Origin of the sequence: Guptibacillus hwajinpoensis (assembly GCF_001039475.1) — a bacterium.
Classification (GTDB): domain Bacteria; phylum Bacillota; class Bacilli; order Bacillales; family Guptibacillaceae; genus Guptibacillus; species Guptibacillus hwajinpoensis.
The window spans coordinates 1,920,962-1,938,445 of record NZ_LELK01000001.1; the positions used below are offsets into that span (position 1 = coordinate 1,920,962).

Genomic DNA, 17,484 nt, shown 5'->3' on the forward strand with positions numbered 1-17,484 from the left:
CCCAGTCTCACTTTGTTCTCCGTCCTCTTTAATTGAAGCATAAATGATCGCAAGCATTTCATTTCGACGAATTGGCGTAACGGCAACCTGTTCAAGAACCCAGACTGTGCCATCTTTTTAAAAGGCATTGAATGCCCGTTCCCAACCTTGAATTGATTCTTCATAACCAAAATCATAAATTTCTGATTGACTTGTCACTTCTCTAGCCTGATAACTCTCACTTATGTAACCCTTCAGTTCATCAATGGATGATTTTCTCCAGCTCGTTAGAAAACCATCTAAAAATTCTTGAAATCCACTCATTTTAATCGATCTCCTTTCCCTTACTATTTTCTATAAGATTTCTCGCAATCCTTTCACTTTTCCCCTTCCCTACATGCAATAGGAACAACCGTTAGAATATGTTATATTACATAGGAAGTGATATTGAAAGGACTAAATGACATAATGACTAACCATAAAGAATTACAAGAAGAAATAAAGAAGAGACGGACATTTGCGATTATCTCTCACCCCGATGCTGGTAAAACGACTTTGACTGAAAAGCTTTTGTTCCTAGGTGGACAGATTCGTTCAACAGGAACCGTTAAATCAAGAAAGTCAGCCAAGTATGCAACATCTGACTGGATGGAGATCGAGAAACAGCGTGGAATTTCCGTTACGTCCAGTGTTATGAACTTTAATTACAAAGGACATACGATTAATATTCTTGATACGCCAGGACACGAAGATTTCAGTGAAGATACGTACCGTACACTTCTTGCTGTCGACAGTGTTGTAATGATTATTGACGCAGCTAAAGGTGTCGAGTCACAAACCAAGAAACTATTTAAAGTTGTTAGTGAGCACGGCATTCCCATTTTCACTTTCATTAATAAAATGGATCGCCAGGGCCGCGAGCCACTCGAGCTTCTTGAAGAAATTGAAGATGTACTAGGTATTGAATCATACCCAATGAACTGGCCTATCGGTATCGGGCAATCGTTCCAGGGTGTTTATGATCGCCATCAGAAAGCAGTTGAATTCTATGATACAGAAGGCGACAACAAGCAAGCGATGCAGATTTCAGACCTTGAAGACCCTGTGCTAAAAGAAAAAGCTGGGGAAGATCTTGTAAATCAGCTACAAGAAGATGTACTGCTACTTGATGAAGCTGGCGCAACTTATAGTGAAGAAGATCTACAATCCGGTAAGCAAACCCCTGTCTTCTTTGGAAGTGCGATTTCAAGCTTTGGTGTACCTACATTCTTAAACCATTTTCTTGATCTAGCTCCTTCCCCAGCACCTCGCGAAAGCTCTGAAGGTGAAGTTAAACCAGATGAAGAAACGTTCTCAGGTTTTATCTTTAAGATACAAGCAAACATGAACCCGGCTCACCGTGACCGCGTTGCGTTTCTACGTATTGTGTCAGGTACATTCGAAAAAGGAATGGAGGCATGGCTTGAACGTACGGGTAAAAGCTTGAAACTTTCTCAAGGTCAACTTTTCTTCGCTTCCTCTCGAGGTAATGTGGAAAAAGCATATCCTGGTGATATCGTAGGCCTTTATGATTCAGGAACGTATCAAATAGGAGACACACTCGTTGGTTCAAAGAATGTTTATTCATTCGGCGCCTTACCTACGTTCCCACCTGAGCATTTCGCGAAGGTTCGTGCTCAAAAAGCAATGAAGCAGAAGCATTTCTACAAAGGTGTGCAGCAGCTTTCAGAAGAAGGTGCAATTCAAGTTTATCGTACTGCTCACTGGGATGAAATTGTCATCGGTGTTGTAGGACGCCTTCAATTTGAGATCTTTGAATACCGCATGAAAGGCGAGTACAATGTCGATATTCAATTTGACACAATGCCTCACCAGCATGCGCGATGGATTGAAACAGATAATCCTGAAGATAAGGTCGACAGCATCCGAAACATGCTCGTTTATGATCAGCTTAAGCGACCTGTTCTTCTATTCCAAAACGACTTTGCGCTGAGATGGTTCAAAGATAAGAACCCTGATATTCCATTAAGAGAATCAAGATAATATAATATAATATAATAATAACAAAACGAACGTGTACTCTAGAGTACACGTTCGTTTTGTTTCGATAGCATCTGTTGACTTCTCAATTCGTGATTCCTCCCCCACTCTTCCATTTCATGAAGGAGAGTTTCTAGAGACATACCATATTCTGTCAATGAATAGTTTACTTTAGGTGGTATGTGATCAGATACTTCTTTGTTTAGTAATCCATCTTCCTCAAGCTCTTTCAAATGCTTGATCAACGTCTGGTGAGGAATACGTGGAATGACTCTTTTAATCTCGCTAAAACGAAGAGGCTGTTCTACTAATTCAAGTAATATAGCCGCTTTCCACTTTCCACAAACAATATCGAGAGTTGTTTTCATATTATCTACAGAGCTGTTCAAATTGTCTCTGCACCTCCAGGTATATAACAATATACTTCTTCACAAACGCGTGAGATATAGTAAGATATGTTTATAATAAGTTAATTCTATCATAAGTTGATCGTTGAGTTAGAAGGGAGTTTCTATGTCCACCCATTTTTCCACACCTGTCCATCTACTCGGGCAGTCTATTTTAGCGCATAAGGACCAAATTACAGTAAACGCCCGATATTCAAGCGAAACGGCTAGTAACGAACAAAACCTACCAAACGTCGTCCCGACCACATTCTATGATCGTATTGTTTCTTCGCTTGGAGAGACGATCGAAGCAGGTGAAGTGTCTTATTCACATGACGACTTACCTTCCTTTAAGGAATCACACAGAATGACTGGTCTTCTTGAGTCAATTCTAATGAGTATATCTTCCATTAAGCAAGCGCTTTTTGATTATATTGATGATTACAGTAAAGACTCTGATTTATCGGTATCTGAAATTATCTCAATTACTAAATTAATTGACCCACTTATTAATGACTATCTTCATTACTATACAGAGAATCACTTAATGCAAACCACCCAAAGTCTTCAATCAGAATATTATCAATCTGATGAGCTATCGGTGCCAATCATTAAGATTTCTAATCAAGTAGCCATTTGTCCAATTATTGGAGATATCGATGAGAGACGCGGCAATTTAATCTTAGAGCGAACGCTAACAGAGTCTAGAGCAAAGAAAATCCGCACCCTCATCCTCGATCTATCAGGTATTGAAACACTCGACACAATGATGACTCAGCATCTTTTCAAGATTGTTGATTCACTTGAACTGATGGGTGTTGAGATTATTGTAACTGGTGTCAGCTCTGAAGTAGCGATCGGTGTCGTCTCACTTGGACTTGATTTAAACGCGTTAACCATTAAACAGAATCTTTCAGATGCTCTTCAAGAACTCGGGATGATTGACTCTTAATCACACTTTCATGACAAAAAGGGGCTATTCCATTTGGAATAGCCCCTTTTTCTACATTGCTTTTTTGTGTTCAGCTTCTCTTTTTCTTTTTGATAACACTTCTTTACTTGCAGATCGATAGAAAGAATACCCCATCATCAGTACAACAATTGAAAACGGGAATGCTGCGATAATTAGCATGTTCTGCAAACCTTGCGTTCCACCAAAATAAACGATAATGGCAGCCATTGCAGACAACGATAATCCCCACACTATTTTAATAGGTGCTGACGGATTTAAAGACCCTGATGTTGTAAGCATTCCTAATACAAAGGTCGCTGAATCAGCTGATGTGATAAAGAAGATTGCAATAACAATAATGGTGATAAACGACATAAGCGTTCCGAGAGGATATTCTTGTAAAACCGCAAATGTAGCCGTCTCTATTGAATAGTCAGATATGACTGCAATTCCACTCTGTTGAAGATCAAGTGCAGAAACCCCGAAGACTGCAAAGAAAATAAAGCATACGATTGCTGGCACAAACAAAACACCCAGCATGAATTCTTTAATTGTTCGTCCTTTTGAAATTCTCGCAATAAAGATTCCAACAAATGGTGACCAGGAAATCCACCACGCCCAATAGAAGATTGTCCATCCATTAACCCAAGAGCGACTATCTGCATCCATTGGCTCAATATGAAAACTCATATCGAAGAAATTCGCAATATACCCCCCTAGTGTTCCAGTGAACATGTTCATTATATATAAGGTTGGGCCTACGATTAAAAGCATAATCATCAGTACAAAGCCTAGAATCATGTTGCTATTGCTTAAATATTTTATACCTTTATTAAGACCTGACCATGCTGACATAATGAATAATATAGTAGAGATTGCAAGAATAATAAGTTGAACAGTAAAGTTTGTTGGCGTATTAAACAAAAAGGATAGGCCTTCATTGATTTGCGCTGAGCCGAAACCAAGCGTTGCCGCTACTCCGATAACAGTCGCAACAACTGCAAGCGTATCAATTAAATACCCTAAGGGACCCTGCATCCGTTTCTCACCTAATAATGGAATGAGTGTTGCACTAATTAATCCAGGATACCCCTTATGGAACTTAAAATACGCAAGTACTAAACCTACGAGTGCATAAACAGCCCACGCATGTACCCCCCAATGGAAAAATGAGTATTGAAGAGACTCTTCTATAGCACGAGGTGTTCCTAGCTCTCCACTAGGACTACTTTTGAATGCGTGTGAGATCGGTTCTGCTGTTGTCCAGAACACAAGTCCCATGCCCATTCCAGCGCTAAACAGCATCGCAAACCACGTGGGAAGATTAAACTCAGGCTGATCATTCTTCTTGCCAAGCTTAATATCTTTAAATCTAGAAAAAATAAGATATACACAGAAAACTAGAATAATCATGACAATTAATAAATAATACCATCCGAAGCGGCTGGATATAAATGTAGTCACGTTAGCCGTTACTTGCTGCAAGTGTTCAGGTGCTACTGCTCCACATGAAACAATAAGAGCACAAATAACGATACTATACCAAAAAACCGCTGTTGCATTTCTCATTAACTCACCTCTATGTTGTCATTTCTTTGAAGGACAGACAGGATTAACTTGCAATGCTTAAGTGCTTTTCCAAGTAATGAAATGGCTTAATTTACCCTTTTAAGCTATTTACAATCACATGTCTGCATTTTCCTTTTCTACTGTTACCCTTAACCAGATACAATAATGCATCAATGACATAATTTATGAAAATATTTTTGGATTGCAGGAAATAATATACATAAATTGCAAACGAATTCCTTCAATTCTAGTAGACAAATGGTTTTAAAAATTAAATACATTTTCATTCTGACTGTAATACGTTACGATGAGAATAGAATAAAAAATCGAACTAAAGTATAAAAGAGGTGATCCATATGAATATTTCAAATCTTCCTACTTATGCAACAATAGAAGAAGCTTCAAGTGATGTTCTCGAAGTGATCAGTAAATTCGTTGGCGTCAATACGTTTTTCGTTGCCAAAAATGATAAAACCAACGTTGATATCATCTCATCTTATAACCGAGATGAGGTCATTCTAGATACTGATTTTGAAACGCTTTATCGTGATTCTTACTGACAATTTATTGTAAAAGGCGGTCGTGAACCCCTTATCATAGATAACCTAGCTTCACACGAAGCGACTAAAGACATGGAAGTTACTAAGAATCTTGGTGGAGGTTCTTTAATCGGAGTCCCCATCTTTTATCGAAATGGCGAAAATTATGGTACTCTTTGTGGTCTAGATCTTAATCCTTATCGCTATACTGAAGATCACATTGATCTTTTCAAAGCAATGGCAAATTTACTTGGAAATGTCCTTGAATTAGAAAGAGCCAACAGAGAGATCGAAACGTTATCAGTTCCGATCGTACCCATTTCGGATGAGGTAGCTATACTTCCAATTGTCGGAGATGTAAATGAAGTGCGTACAGAACGTATAATGGAAATCGCATTATCTGAAAGTGCGAATAAAAGCCTGGACTACCTTATATTTGATTTATCAGGCCTTATTAACATTCATGCGAACAGTGCCATGAATCTCTTGAAAATTGGTCAATCTTTAAAGTTAATCGGAGTGCAAATGATTGTAACTGGTATACGTCCGGACCTTGCTCTAAAAGCTGTTCAATCGCATACTGATTTTGATGAAATTGTCGTACAATCTAACCTTAAACAAGCATTAAATTGGATCGGATACAAATTAGTGAAAGAATAAAGGACTGCCCCTGAGGGCAGTCCTTTTATTGTTCATTCACACCTTTACAAACGTCTCTTCTATATAAAACACTACACATAGCTAATTGAAGCGGAAGGATGCTCGACTCCTGCGGGACTAGCGGGACAGGTGAGACCCCAGGCGCAATGATTTTGTGCGACGAGGAGGCTCATCGCCCGCCCCACGGAAAGCGAGCATCCTGGAGCGAGAATTAACCACTCTTATAGCATAATGTCTACGAAGATAGTCTTTCTAAAAGACTGTTGGTTTTGTATAAAGAACCACATTTGGCTAATTGAAGCGGAAGGATGCTCGACTCCTGTGGGACTAGCGGGACAGATGAGATCCCGCACGCGCAATGATTTTGTGCGCCGAGGAGGCTCATCGCCCGCCCCGCGGAAAGCGAGCATCCTGGAGCGGAAATTAACCACTCTTATAGCATAATGTCTACGATGAGAGTCTTTCTAAAAGACNTTTTGTGCGCCGAGGAGGCTCATCGCCCGCCCCACGGAAAGCGAGCATCCTGGAGCGGAAATTAACCACTCTTATAGAAAAGAGTTTTTTAGCATCACTACGCTAGTGATTGTCCCACTGCTAAGTATGTTGATTCAATTTGTTCAGACGTGACAGGCTTACTAAAGAAATAACCCTGAATACTATCACAACCCTTATCACTTAAAAATTGCGCCTGCTCAATCGTCTCTACACCCTCCGCTATCACGTGAAGCTTTAACTGCTTACTCATCGCAATGATCGCACTCGTAATTTGATCTGACTTTACATTGTGGGTTAGTTCATCGATAAAGGACTTATCAATCTTAATCTGATTAATGGAAAAGTCTTTTAGATAGCTGAGTGAGCTATAACCGGTACCAAAATCATCGATTGAAATGCTAACCCCCAACTCTCTTAATGAAGTAATCATCCATGACGAACGGGATGAGTTCTCCATCGTCATGCTTTCTGTGACTTCAAGTTCGATTAGAGAAGGATCGAGGTGATAGCGTTCAATCGTTTTTTTCACAGTTGTGATTAACTCTTCCGTCTGGAACTGCTTCGCCGATAGATTAACTGAAACCCGAATCGGATTTCCCAAGTCGCTCCACTTCTTTGCTTGTGCACATGCCATATCAAGAACCTGACTCCCGAGTTCTATGATTAACCCAGTTTCTTCTGCAAGTGTAATAAAATCATTCGGATACCTCAGTTTGCCTCCCTCAGGCTGCCATCGAACGAGCGCTTCTACCCCAGACAGTGAACCATCCTCACACTTAACTTGTGGTTGATAATGGAGAACGAACTCTTTTTTCTGAAGAGCGGTTCTAAGCGAACTTTCCTGAATTAATCTCAATTCACTTTTTTTGCCCATTGAAGTAGAGTAGAATTGGTACTTCTGACGGTTTCGTCCTTTGGCTGAATACATAGCGATATCAGCATGCTTCATTAAAGATTCTACATTTTCTCCGTCATCAGGTGTGAGAGCAATGCCTATGCTGACAGACGTTGAAAGTTCATGTGAACCAACAATGAACGACTCTTTAAAACATGCGATAATTTCATCAGCTAGTTCATCAGGGTATACCTTACTAAAATCATTTAGCACAATAACAAATTCATCCCCTCCAAGCCTCGCGAGAAATCCATAGGCTTCAACGCAAGATTGAAGGCGCTTCCCAACAGCGATAAGGAACTCATCTCCGGTATTATGTCCGAGGGCGTCGTTAATTACTTTAAACCGATCAAGATCAAGCATCATAACAGCAACATCGCAACGGTCTTCTTTTCCTTGTAAGACTTTCTCAAGAAATTCACCGAAGAAGCGACGGTTAGGTAGAAGGGTTAGTGAATCGTAATAGGCCATTTGTTGCGTTTCTCGCTCAGCTTTTCGTTGTTTTGTGATGTCTTTCGTAATCGCATAAATGCGATCTAACTTATCGTTTAAATAAATCGGAACAAACGTCACATTTAACTCATTCACATCACCTAGAACTGTATAAACTTTCGTATTCAGGCTCACAGCTCTCTTTGTTTCATGGACTTTTAGGAAATGCTGACGCATTTGTTCATAATCATCTTTTTCAAAGAAATCCATTGGGTTTATACTTCTTAATTGCTCATTCTTTACATTGAATAACTTCTCACCAGCTGGATTTAACGAGCGAATTCTACCATCCACAGATAGTGTCATAATGGCATCAATACTATAAGAAAGAAGGGATCGAAGGCGATAATCATTTCCCTTCAACTCAATCGACTGCTTGATAAATCTTCGCTCTGTCACAATTCCAAAGATCATGATCGTTTGGATACATAAGGAACAGACTGCAATAACGATTGAGAGCGTGTTTGTATTAAGTCCTTCCACATACTCATCGTTAACTGCTGAAGATAAAGTAAAAGTCGCTGCTTCAATTCCTACGTAATGCATACCTGCAATCGCGAATCCCATAACGCTAGCGCTTATGACTTTCAACAAGATAATATTACTAAACGGTTTATTTGTGGAGAATGCAAAGGAAAGCTTAAGTGCAATGAACGAAGCAACTACTGCAATGAGAATTGATAATCCTAGAAGCAAACGGTTGTAAGTAATAATTACCTTCTCCATCGCTTCCATCCCAATATAATGCATAGCAACGATCGCACAAGCCATAAAAACCGTACCTATTATAAGCCTACTATTTGTTTGGTTTTGGCTCCCCACTGCAATAAGAGCAATGAGTGCTCCTAGAAACGATGCACCTATCGAAAGAAACACTAGTGATAGATCATATGTCATCGGGATCGACATAGAGAAAGCTAGCATGCCAATAAAGTGCATCGACCAAATGCCAATACCCATAGCACCAGCTCCACCAACGATCCACACCCATCTACGTAACCCTTTCGCATGTGAAACCCTACCTGCAAGATCCAGTGCACTATAAGATGCAATAATAGCAATGAAAATTGAAAGCATGATGATCCATAAATTATATTGTCCGGACATTTGCATCATTTAGTTGTTCCTCCGATAGTATTTAATGATGTTTCTTCTACTCTTTTATCGGTTAATCTTAGAACAAACTTAAGACAAAACGTAGATTACATCCTGATCCCAAGTTTCCTTTTAACCTCATTTAATAAAGGACGTGCTTTATCCCTTGCCTTTTCTGCTCCTTTTTCAAGAACCAATTCTAGCTCATCTGTATGCGACATATAAGTATTGTACTTTCTGCGTGGTTCTTCAAGGAATAAATTCATAGCATGATAAAGTTCACTTTTGGCCTCTCCCCATCCAATTCCATTTTCAAATCGTTCTCGCATTCTTGCAATATCTTTATCACTCGCAAACTCTTGATAAAGTGCAAACACAACTGAATCATCAGGATTTTTCGGTTCATTTGGAAGAGAAGAGTCTGTTTTTATTCGATTAAGTAATTTGCGAAGTTTAGTTGATTCTTCAAATAATGGTATCGTATTTTGATAGCTTTTGCTCATTTTTCTTCCATCAAGACCAGGGATGATTGCAGTTGCTTCTTCCACAACATAGTCTGGTATGGAAAACGTTTCTCCATATTGCTTGTTAAACCCTTCAGCCAGATGACGTGCAATCTCAACATGTTGAATTTGGTCTTTCCCTACTGGAACAAGATCTGACTTAAAAAGTAGAATATCAGATGCCATTAGAACCGGATAAGTGAACAACCCTATATTTACACCTTCATCCGGTTCTCTCCCCGCCTCATTATTCCGATCAACAGCCGCTTTATATGCATGAGCTCTATTCATTAAACCCTTTGAACTAAAACAGGAAAGGATCCAGGAGAGTTCAAAAATCTCAGGGACATCAGATTGACGATAAAATATTGATTTTGAAGGATCAAGACCTAATGCAAGCCATGTTGCAGCAATACCATATGATAATTCTCTCATCTCTTCAGGATCTCTTACGCTCGTTAGTGCATGATAATCGGCAATGAAATAAATTGGTTCAAGCTTATTATCCCTAGCAAGATTAAGTGCAGGCTTGATCGCACCGCTATAATTACCTAGATGAACTTTCCCTGTTGGTTTAATTCCAGTTAGAACTGTCTTCATCTCGATTCCTCCATTTTAGACAACACAAAAAGGGTTCCCCATCCAATAAGGACGGGAAACCCGTGTTGCCACCTTTATTCGTCTACATGAGTAAACGCACTTAACACTTACAGGAAAAATGACACATTCCAATAAGATGTCTTTTGTATCGGTAAGACGCTCCGCCAGATCCTACTATCCTAATTTCAGATCGGTAGCTCAGAAGCCCATTCCTTTTTCGTGCACGCTGATTCTCACCTGCCATCAGCTCTCTGAAGTGCTGCTCGAAAGTACTCTTCTTCTTCATTGCCTGTCTATTTTTTTATAATTCTAACTTTACGCTTTGGAAAGATCAACACTTTTCCACTTTTTAACTGAATAATTTAAACCTTCTCCGTACATTATGGAGTTATATGACTTTCCAAAAGAAACGAGCATATCAAAATGGGAGGAGACGAAAATGAACGATCTACATTCATTTAGCTGGTATGCAGCTCGTATCAAAAAACATATGCCTATCGAAGCTTTTAAACCTGTACCAAGACGACTACTTGGAGGCCTTACATATTTAGTCATAACAATAAGCTGTTTTTTTGTGATTGGTCTTGTTGAATTACACCCACTAATAAATCTAGGAATTTCCATTATAATAGGCTGTTCTTTTGCAGGTCTTGGATTTCTTGGGCATGAAATTCTGCATGGCACTGTCGTACGGAAATCTTGGCTCAGAGACCTTCTCGGTGCTATTGCCTTCTGGCCGCTAAGTACTGGTCCACAATTATGGAGAAAGTGGCATAACTTGAATCATCACGTTCATACACAACACGATGAAAATGATCCAGATGCATGGCCGACCCTTGAAAGAATCTCGAAATTAAAGGTTTTTCGGTGGATTTACAATCTCCCGCTATCCATTCGTGCTTTCTTCGCATTTGCATCCCTTGCTGTTCAATTTACAGCTCATTCACTTAAGATGTTTACTGTGTATGTAAAAGAGTTTAAACCACGTAAGCAACCAGAAGTATGGTTACAAACAATCCTGCCCTGGATGACATGGATCGGTCTGATTTTCTTAATCGGCTTTACCAAATGGCTTTTTGCCTTTCTTATCCCTTTGCTGATTGCTAACTTTATTGTGATGGCTTACATATCAACAAATCACAGGCTTAATCCACTAACACCTGTGAATGATCCACTTGCCAACAGTTTAACGGTGACCGTTCCAAAGTGGGTCGATACGATCCATTTCAATTTCTCCTATCATACGGAGCACCATCTTTTTCCTGGAATGAATCCAAAGTATTATCCAATTGTTAAGCAGCACATCAAAACCATGTGGCCAGAACGATATCATGAAATGCCTATGACACAAGCATTAATTGCATTATGGCAAACACCTCGTGTTTATTTTGAACACAATGAGCTTATCGATCCAATGAACAAAAACGCCTATGGTTCCCTTGGAAACAAGTTAGACCCAAAAGCGATCCTTCCTAGAAAGCTAACAGACAAATAAACGCACAAGAAAAGGCTGATTAACTGAAATCAGCCTTCTTGCGCGTTTGTTATTCAACCCATGCTCTATTGACAGATATATTCTGCCTAATACAGCCTATGTTCAGAGAATTAGTAGCCTCCTCCAACAAAAGCTGCACCTACGATGATAAGAAGAATGAACAGCACTACAATTAGAGCAAACCCACTGCCGTAACCGTATCCCATGGAGTATGACCTCCTTTCCATCATGGATTACTACATACTATGCAAGACTCACAGCAATGGATGGGCGTTCGCTTATGTTTCTCGTATTACTTTAGGATCTCTTGATGAAACCATTGGATCATTTCTTCTTTACACAAGACAAGATGATCCTCTCTTTCCTCGTTGCTAAATTCTCCCTTGCATATATAAGAATATACTTATATACTAATCATCGGAGGTGATGGGATGGAGAAAACACTAATTGAGATTGATAAAGCTGCAGCGGTCCTTAAATTACTCGGTGATAAAACGCGATTAACGATGATTGGGTTACTTAAAGATGGCGAATGCTGCGTTTGTGAGTTTGTTGAAGTTCTTCAAATGAGTCAACCCTCTATTAGCCAGCACCTTAGAAAACTACGTGACAACGGGCTTGTTAAGGAACGTCGAAGTGGACAATGGATTTTCTATTCATTGAATCGAGAAAGTGACACCTTCTCGATTGTAGAAAGCGTACTTGAGCTTATTCCTGAACAAATGGACAAGCTAAAAGAATTAGAAAATAAAGGATTACGCATTTGCTGCGATTAATGGGGGTATTGGATTGACTTCTGTCTTACTAGCTATACTAATCTTTGTGGTTACACTAGTTCTCGTGATCTGGCAGCCAAAAAATCTTGGTATTGGCTGGTCTGCCTGTGGAGGTGCTATACTTGCTCTCCTTGTTGGCGTTGTTGATTTTCAAGATGTTATAACCGTAACTGGCATTGTATGGAATGCGACATTCGCTTTCATAGCCATCATCCTAATCTCACTGATATTAGATGAAATTGGATTCTTCGAATGGGCTGCTCTTCACATGGCTCGAGCGGCTAAAGGAAACGGACTTCGCATGTTCATTTATGTGATATTGCTTGGTGCAATCGTAGCAGCGCTTTTTGCTAATGACGGAGCTGCACTGATTCTGACACCCATCGTCCTAGCTATGGTCCGAAACTTGAACTTCAAAGAAAAAATGATTCTTCCATTCATAATGGCGAGTGGATTTATTGCCGATACAACTTCTTTACCGCTTGTTGTAAGTAACCTTGTAAATATTGTATCTGCTGACTTCTTCGACATTGGATTTGTAGAATATGCATCTCGAATGATCGTACCGAACTTCTTTGCACTCGGTGCAAGTATTCTTGTTCTCTATCTATTTTTCAGAAAAGATATTCCAGGAAATTACGATGTGAATCAGCTGCGATTGCCGAATGAAGCAATTAAAGATCACAAGATGTTTAAACTATCTTGGTATGTTCTCGCCGTTCTTCTCGTTGGATATTTCTCAAGTGAATTCATTGGCGTGCCCGTTTCAATTATCGCTGGTATTGTTGCAATCTTCTTCCTTCTAATGGCAAGACGAAGCAAAGCTGTTGAAACAAATAAGGTCATCCAAGGTGCTCCATGGGCAATTGTCTTCTTCTCGATCGGAATGTATGTTGTTGTATATGGTTTACGAAATCAAGGTTTAACAGATGTGCTTGCAGGTGTGATTCAAGCAACTGCTGATCAAGGCTTACTTGCTGCAACACTTTCAATGGGCTTTATCGCAGCGATTCTTTCATCTCTGATGAATAATATGCCAACTGTTATGATTGATGCACTTGCCATCCAAGCCACTTCAACTTCTGGAACATTACGAGAAGCATTGATTTACGCAAATATTATCGGATCAGATCTTGGACCTAAAATCACTCCAATTGGATCACTTGCAACACTCTTATGGCTTCATGTACTATCCCTAAAAGGCGTGAAAATCTCTTGGGGCTACTACTTTAAAATTGGAATCGTGCTAACTATTCCAACACTATTCATTACATTACTCGGTCTATACCTCTGGCTGATTATCATCTAAATTACATCTAAAGGGAGATTATTATGTCTAAAAAAACGATTTACTTTCTATGTACTGGAAACTCCTGCAGAAGCCAAATGGCTGAAGGATTTGGAAAGAAGCATCTTAGTGATGACTATAATGTTTATTCAGCTGGGATCGAAGCTCACGGCTTAAACCCAAATGCAGTAAAAGCAATGAACGAATCCGGAATCGATATTACAAATCAAACGTCTGATAAGATTGACACAGAAATCTTGAACAACGCTGATCTTGTTGTTACATTATGCGGCGATGCAAACGACAAATGCCCAGTAACGCCACCACATGTTAAGCGCGAGCACTGGGGTTTTGACGATCCAGCAAAAGCAGAAGGATCAGAAGAAGAAAAATGGGCATTTTTCCAGCGCGTTCGTGATGAAATTGAAGAACGTATCGCTCGATTTGCCAAAGAAGGTAAATAAAAGACTCAAAAAGGCACTTCAACCTCCGTTGAAGTGCCTTTTCACATGTAAGTATTCAATTTATCCGCGATATTTTTGATATATCCGCGAAATAGCAATTTTATCCGCGATATTCCGGATATTTCCGCGGAAATGAAGAAAATATCCGCGATTTTTCATGTGAAACTTAAAACGAGGGCTTAATCAAGCTTCTTCATTTTATATACTTCTCTGTTAGTTATGAGGTCTGCAATCTCATTTCTGTATTTCTCATAATGCGCTGAGTTGATGTGCGACTCTACAGCATCTTGATTTTCCCACACTTCATAGATCACAAACGTTGTATCTTCGACCGATTGATGAACATCATATTGAATGCATCCTTCTTCTTCTCGTGAGCCAATAAGCACTTCATGAAGCACGCGTTTAACGTCGCCTTCACATCCTTCCTTCGGCTTAAGGATAGCTGTTACTGTAAGCTGTTCCATACTTCTTACCTCCAATTGTTATTTACGATTAGGATAAGCATAGTAGGTTCAACTTATTAAAGCAAAAGTAGTGCTTAATTCTAACGAGTGAGAATAGCAATTCCTTATTCCTTTTCCTGGTTACTACTTTGTTTTTGAGATAGGTTTTAAGATTGTCCGTTGAAGAGGTACACCACCCATGGATATGTTCCTTTCAATAAAAGCATATGGTTTGTCGTCAATTAGAAAACGACGATGGCCTATGTATTCAACTTTTTTACCCTGTGACTCAAGCTCCGCTTTAATGGCACGGATGTACTCATTAAAATCAAAATATCGCTCATCAAAATCAATTTGCAAATGGTCTTTACGATAACCCATCAACCAGTTAAACCCCGTTAAGGAAAGAACGATACCTCCAATGACAATAAAAACACTCCACATGTTTTGTACCTCCTTTCTTACGTTATACGAACAAAAACTGGTAATTGTTTCAATTATTTAATAATACTAAGTGATATTCTGAATAGTCATCCCATGTTTCAATTTCTACAAAAAGGTAAATAACACATGTAGACACTTAAAGCAGGAGGAGATTATGATGGCTTTATTAGAAATTAGCGTAGCACCTATCGGAACTACCCAAACAAGCATGAGTCATTTTGTAACGAATGCGATAAGATTGGCAGAGAAAGAAGGTTTTAAATACCACGTTGGTCCAACCTCTACCGTTTTTGAAGGTGATGTTGATGAACTATTCGAACTAGCAAGAGATATTCATACAGGAGCATTGAAGAACGGTTCAGATCGTGTTGTCACGAATATTAAGATCGAGGATAGGGAGGACAATGCACTAACAATTGATGGACAAGTGAATGAAGTGAAACGTTCAATTGGATGACGATATTGGAGGATGGAGAACCATTCTCCTTTTTTTATTTGGCTCTTTTCGTAGACATTGTTGCTTTTACTGTATAGCGTTTGATTTCCGCTCCAGGATGCTTGCTTTCCGCGGGGCGGGCGGTGAGCCTCCTCCGCTCCATTCAGCGAAGTGTGTTTTTTTATTCAATAATTATTTCATAAGCAACAATCTTTTAGAAAAGAGCTTTTTATTTAAATTTGAGCACAAAAAAAGATGAAAACTCACTCCAGAGTCTCCATCTTATTTGTTTCCAATATCATGTTTAGTTTGCTTAAGTTCGTGTTCATATTCGGCAAGTTCAAGCTGCAAACGCTTCTCGGTGCGCTTTTTATCGAAATTCAGAAATAAAGCTGCAACTGCTACAAATCCTATACTTAGCATTAGGAATTGTAAAAATAATTCAAATGACATCCTACATTACCTCTTTTCTAACCTTAATTTTTCTTTAGGGGGAATGTTAATATACCCTTTATCAGGTAATGTTAAACGTCCCCTGCCTTTGCTTCAGGTTTAATAGCAAAGAAACATAGAAGCAAGGCAACTGCGCTTATTCCTGATGAAACATAGAATACGGATTCATGTGATTGGTTCATTAGTATGGCATAGACTGGTGGACCTGCCGCTACGCCCAGAAACCGTGTTGAACTATAAAGGGACGTAATGGTTCCCCTCTCCTCTTTTTTAACCCCTTCTGTTATGAGTGCATCAAGGCAAGGGAGAGAAGCTCCGATTCCAATTCCAGCAAGAAATAGAATGAGTAGCATTAGCCATAGCTTGTTAGTAAATGAAACCATTAACGTAGATGCAAAGACGAGGAATAAACCACTAAAGATACACCATTTCATTACCGTTTTCTCTTCCCCAATTCGCTTACCAGTCATAAAGGATGTAAGTGACAAAGCGACAAGAGGAATAGCAATGATGACACCTTTCTTTACCCCAATAATTTGGAATTCATTTTCAAGAAACCCTGCAAGATAAAAAAGCACACCAAAAAGAACGAACATGATAATACCACCGATTGCAAAAATAGCCGTAAGCCACTTGCCATCATGATGAAAGATTTCTTTTAAACAGGTTAGAAAACAAGAAAAAGTTTGTGGATCCTCTTTTTTTTCTGGGGATTTAACAAGGAAACTGACCAGTAATATTGAAATAAGTGAGAAAACAGGTATTGATAAAAATGGTAAGTACCAAATAAACGATGCAAGAAGCGCACCAAGTATTGGACTTAATACTTTTCCAACAGTGTTGGACGTTTCAATCAGCCCAAGACCTGCACTTACATCTTTATCACTTTTAAACAGATCACCAACAAGTGGAAGGACAACAGGAGCTGCCCCAGAAGATCCAATTCCTTGTAATACTCTTCCCACAAGAATCATGACATAAGGGTCATCAAGAGACCATGATGCCCAACCTGTTACAAGTCCACCTACTCCTGCTATAAATAAACTTGGTATAATGACTTTCTTTCTACCGAATCGATCGGATAAATAGCCTGCAATTGGAATTAACAATATTGCTGCAATTGAATACACAGTAATGATCATTGATACTTTAAAGGATGTGATGCCAAGTTTCTTTTCAATGAGCGGTAGAACAGGGATGAGCATTGAATTGCCAAGTGTCATAACAAGTGGAATGGATGCAAGCGAAATAAGATCCCACTTCTTTTTATCGTCCATAAGCTTCCTCCAGTGAAAACTGAACTTCTCAAGTAGTTTGCCTGCTCTTGTTCTCGGGTATACCATAGTAGCTGGCTATTTCTATACTTAGATTACACTTTAAGCCATAAGATAAAATGAATTCCAAACATAGATAATCGTCATAAATGTGTAACATAGCTTACAGTCGCAATGTCAACTCATACTGTATACTACATGGA

General features: G+C 39.3%; 19 protein-coding genes and 1 other annotated feature. Of the genes, 9 read left to right on the forward strand and 10 right to left on the reverse strand.

Features of this window, described 5'->3' with window-relative positions; genetic code table 11:
• Positions 1-117 precede the first annotated feature (117 nt).
• Positions 118-303, reverse strand: coding sequence for a hypothetical protein (locus AB986_RS21145; RefSeq protein WP_053216110.1), 186 nt, complete (start codon positions 301-303; stop codon positions 118-120).
• Between the two features lie 144 nt (positions 304-447).
• Here AB986_RS21145 and AB986_RS09610 point away from each other — a divergent pair, with 144 nt between their 5' ends.
• Entirely contained in the window at positions 448-2,022 is a 1,575-nt protein-coding gene (locus AB986_RS09610; protein WP_048311049.1) for a peptide chain release factor 3, read from the forward strand.
• 38 nt (positions 2,023-2,060) lie between these two features.
• Here the strand turns inward: AB986_RS09610 and AB986_RS09615 are convergent, their stop codons facing one another.
• Complete coding sequence (locus AB986_RS09615) at positions 2,061-2,408, reverse strand: winged helix-turn-helix transcriptional regulator (protein ID WP_236690344.1); 348 nt, start codon at positions 2,406-2,408, stop codon at positions 2,061-2,063.
• A gap of 124 nt (positions 2,409-2,532) precedes the next feature.
• Here AB986_RS09615 and AB986_RS09620 point away from each other — a divergent pair, with 124 nt between their 5' ends.
• Positions 2,533-3,357: an STAS domain-containing protein gene (locus tag AB986_RS09620; RefSeq protein ID WP_048310602.1), complete on the forward strand. Its 825-nt coding sequence runs from the start codon at positions 2,533-2,535 to the stop codon at positions 3,355-3,357.
• A 51-nt stretch (positions 3,358-3,408) separates the two neighbouring features.
• Here the strand turns inward: AB986_RS09620 and AB986_RS09625 are convergent, their stop codons facing one another.
• Positions 3,409-4,926: a BCCT family transporter gene (locus AB986_RS09625; protein WP_048310603.1), complete on the reverse strand. Its 1,518-nt coding sequence runs from the start codon at positions 4,924-4,926 to the stop codon at positions 3,409-3,411.
• A gap of 356 nt (positions 4,927-5,282) precedes the next feature.
• Here AB986_RS09625 and AB986_RS09630 point away from each other — a divergent pair, with 356 nt between their 5' ends.
• Positions 5,283-5,486 (forward strand): hypothetical protein, encoded by a 204-nt coding sequence (locus AB986_RS09630; RefSeq protein WP_048310604.1) that lies wholly within the window; start codon positions 5,283-5,285, stop codon positions 5,484-5,486.
• Positions 5,487-5,519: 33 nt separating this feature from the next.
• A complete protein-coding gene (locus tag AB986_RS09635; protein ID WP_269082694.1) occupies positions 5,520-6,125 on the forward strand; it encodes an STAS domain-containing protein in 606 nt (201 codons plus the stop codon).
• Positions 6,126-6,696: 571 nt separating this feature from the next.
• Here AB986_RS09635 and AB986_RS09640 read toward each other — a convergent pair.
• Together AB986_RS09640 and AB986_RS09645 are read right to left on the reverse strand one after the other, a co-directional pair.
• Positions 6,697-9,123, reverse strand: a complete 2,427-nt coding sequence (locus tag AB986_RS09640; RefSeq protein ID WP_048310606.1) for a bifunctional diguanylate cyclase/phosphodiesterase — start codon at positions 9,121-9,123, stop codon at positions 6,697-6,699.
• A gap of 86 nt (positions 9,124-9,209) precedes the next feature.
• Positions 9,210-10,205, reverse strand: a complete 996-nt coding sequence (locus AB986_RS09645; RefSeq protein ID WP_048310607.1) for a tryptophan--tRNA ligase — start codon at positions 10,203-10,205, stop codon at positions 9,210-9,212.
• Positions 10,206-10,249: 44 nt separating this feature from the next.
• Positions 10,250-10,500: a binding site (T-box leader), on the reverse strand.
• A gap of 144 nt (positions 10,501-10,644) precedes the next feature.
• On the opposite strand from AB986_RS09645, the gene desB reads away from it, so the two are divergent.
• Positions 10,645-11,700, forward strand: a complete 1,056-nt coding sequence (gene desB, locus AB986_RS09650; RefSeq protein WP_048310608.1) for a Delta(10) desaturase DesB — start codon at positions 10,645-10,647, stop codon at positions 11,698-11,700.
• 110 nt (positions 11,701-11,810) lie between these two features.
• Here desB and AB986_RS21605 read toward each other — a convergent pair whose 3' ends face one another.
• A complete protein-coding gene (locus AB986_RS21605; RefSeq protein WP_142329528.1) occupies positions 11,811-11,906 on the reverse strand; it encodes a YjcZ family sporulation protein in 96 nt (31 codons plus the stop codon).
• Between the two features lie 225 nt (positions 11,907-12,131).
• Here AB986_RS21605 and AB986_RS09655 point away from each other — a divergent pair, with 225 nt between their 5' ends.
• Genes AB986_RS09655 through arsC form a run of 3 tightly spaced genes read left to right on the forward strand, consistent with a single transcriptional unit; the run spans position 12,132 to position 14,228 of the window.
• Complete coding sequence (locus AB986_RS09655) at positions 12,132-12,476, forward strand: ArsR/SmtB family transcription factor (RefSeq protein ID WP_048310609.1); 345 nt, start codon at positions 12,132-12,134, stop codon at positions 12,474-12,476.
• A gap of 13 nt (positions 12,477-12,489) precedes the next feature.
• Positions 12,490-13,785 carry an arsenic transporter gene (locus tag AB986_RS09660; RefSeq protein WP_048310610.1) on the forward strand — a complete coding sequence of 432 codons (1,296 nt, stop codon included), beginning with the start codon at positions 12,490-12,492 and terminating at the stop codon, positions 13,783-13,785.
• A gap of 23 nt (positions 13,786-13,808) precedes the next feature.
• A complete protein-coding gene (gene arsC, locus AB986_RS09665) occupies positions 13,809-14,228 on the forward strand; it encodes an arsenate reductase (thioredoxin) (RefSeq protein ID WP_048310611.1) in 420 nt (139 codons plus the stop codon).
• 179 nt (positions 14,229-14,407) lie between these two features.
• On the opposite strand, the gene AB986_RS09670 is transcribed toward arsC, so the two are convergent.
• Together AB986_RS09670 and AB986_RS09675 are read right to left on the reverse strand one after the other, a co-directional pair.
• Complete coding sequence (locus tag AB986_RS09670; protein WP_048310612.1) at positions 14,408-14,695, reverse strand: putative quinol monooxygenase; 288 nt, start codon at positions 14,693-14,695, stop codon at positions 14,408-14,410.
• Positions 14,696-14,818: 123 nt separating this feature from the next.
• Positions 14,819-15,118 carry a hypothetical protein gene (locus AB986_RS09675; protein ID WP_048310613.1) on the reverse strand — a complete coding sequence of 100 codons (300 nt, stop codon included), beginning with the start codon at positions 15,116-15,118 and terminating at the stop codon, positions 14,819-14,821.
• A 154-nt stretch (positions 15,119-15,272) separates the two neighbouring features.
• Here AB986_RS09675 and AB986_RS09680 point away from each other — a divergent pair, with 154 nt between their 5' ends.
• A complete protein-coding gene (locus tag AB986_RS09680; RefSeq protein ID WP_201779262.1) occupies positions 15,273-15,575 on the forward strand; it encodes an MTH1187 family thiamine-binding protein in 303 nt (100 codons plus the stop codon).
• Between the two features lie 261 nt (positions 15,576-15,836).
• Here AB986_RS09680 and AB986_RS22350 read toward each other — a convergent pair whose 3' ends face one another.
• Complete coding sequence (locus AB986_RS22350) at positions 15,837-16,007, reverse strand: hypothetical protein (protein WP_161797359.1); 171 nt, start codon at positions 16,005-16,007, stop codon at positions 15,837-15,839.
• A 71-nt stretch (positions 16,008-16,078) separates the two neighbouring features.
• On the reverse strand, positions 16,079-17,284 hold the full coding sequence (bcbE, locus tag AB986_RS09685; protein WP_048310615.1) for a bacillibactin exporter BcbE: 1,206 nt from the start codon (positions 17,282-17,284) through the stop codon (positions 16,079-16,081).
• Between the last annotated feature and the right edge of the window lie 200 nt (positions 17,285-17,484).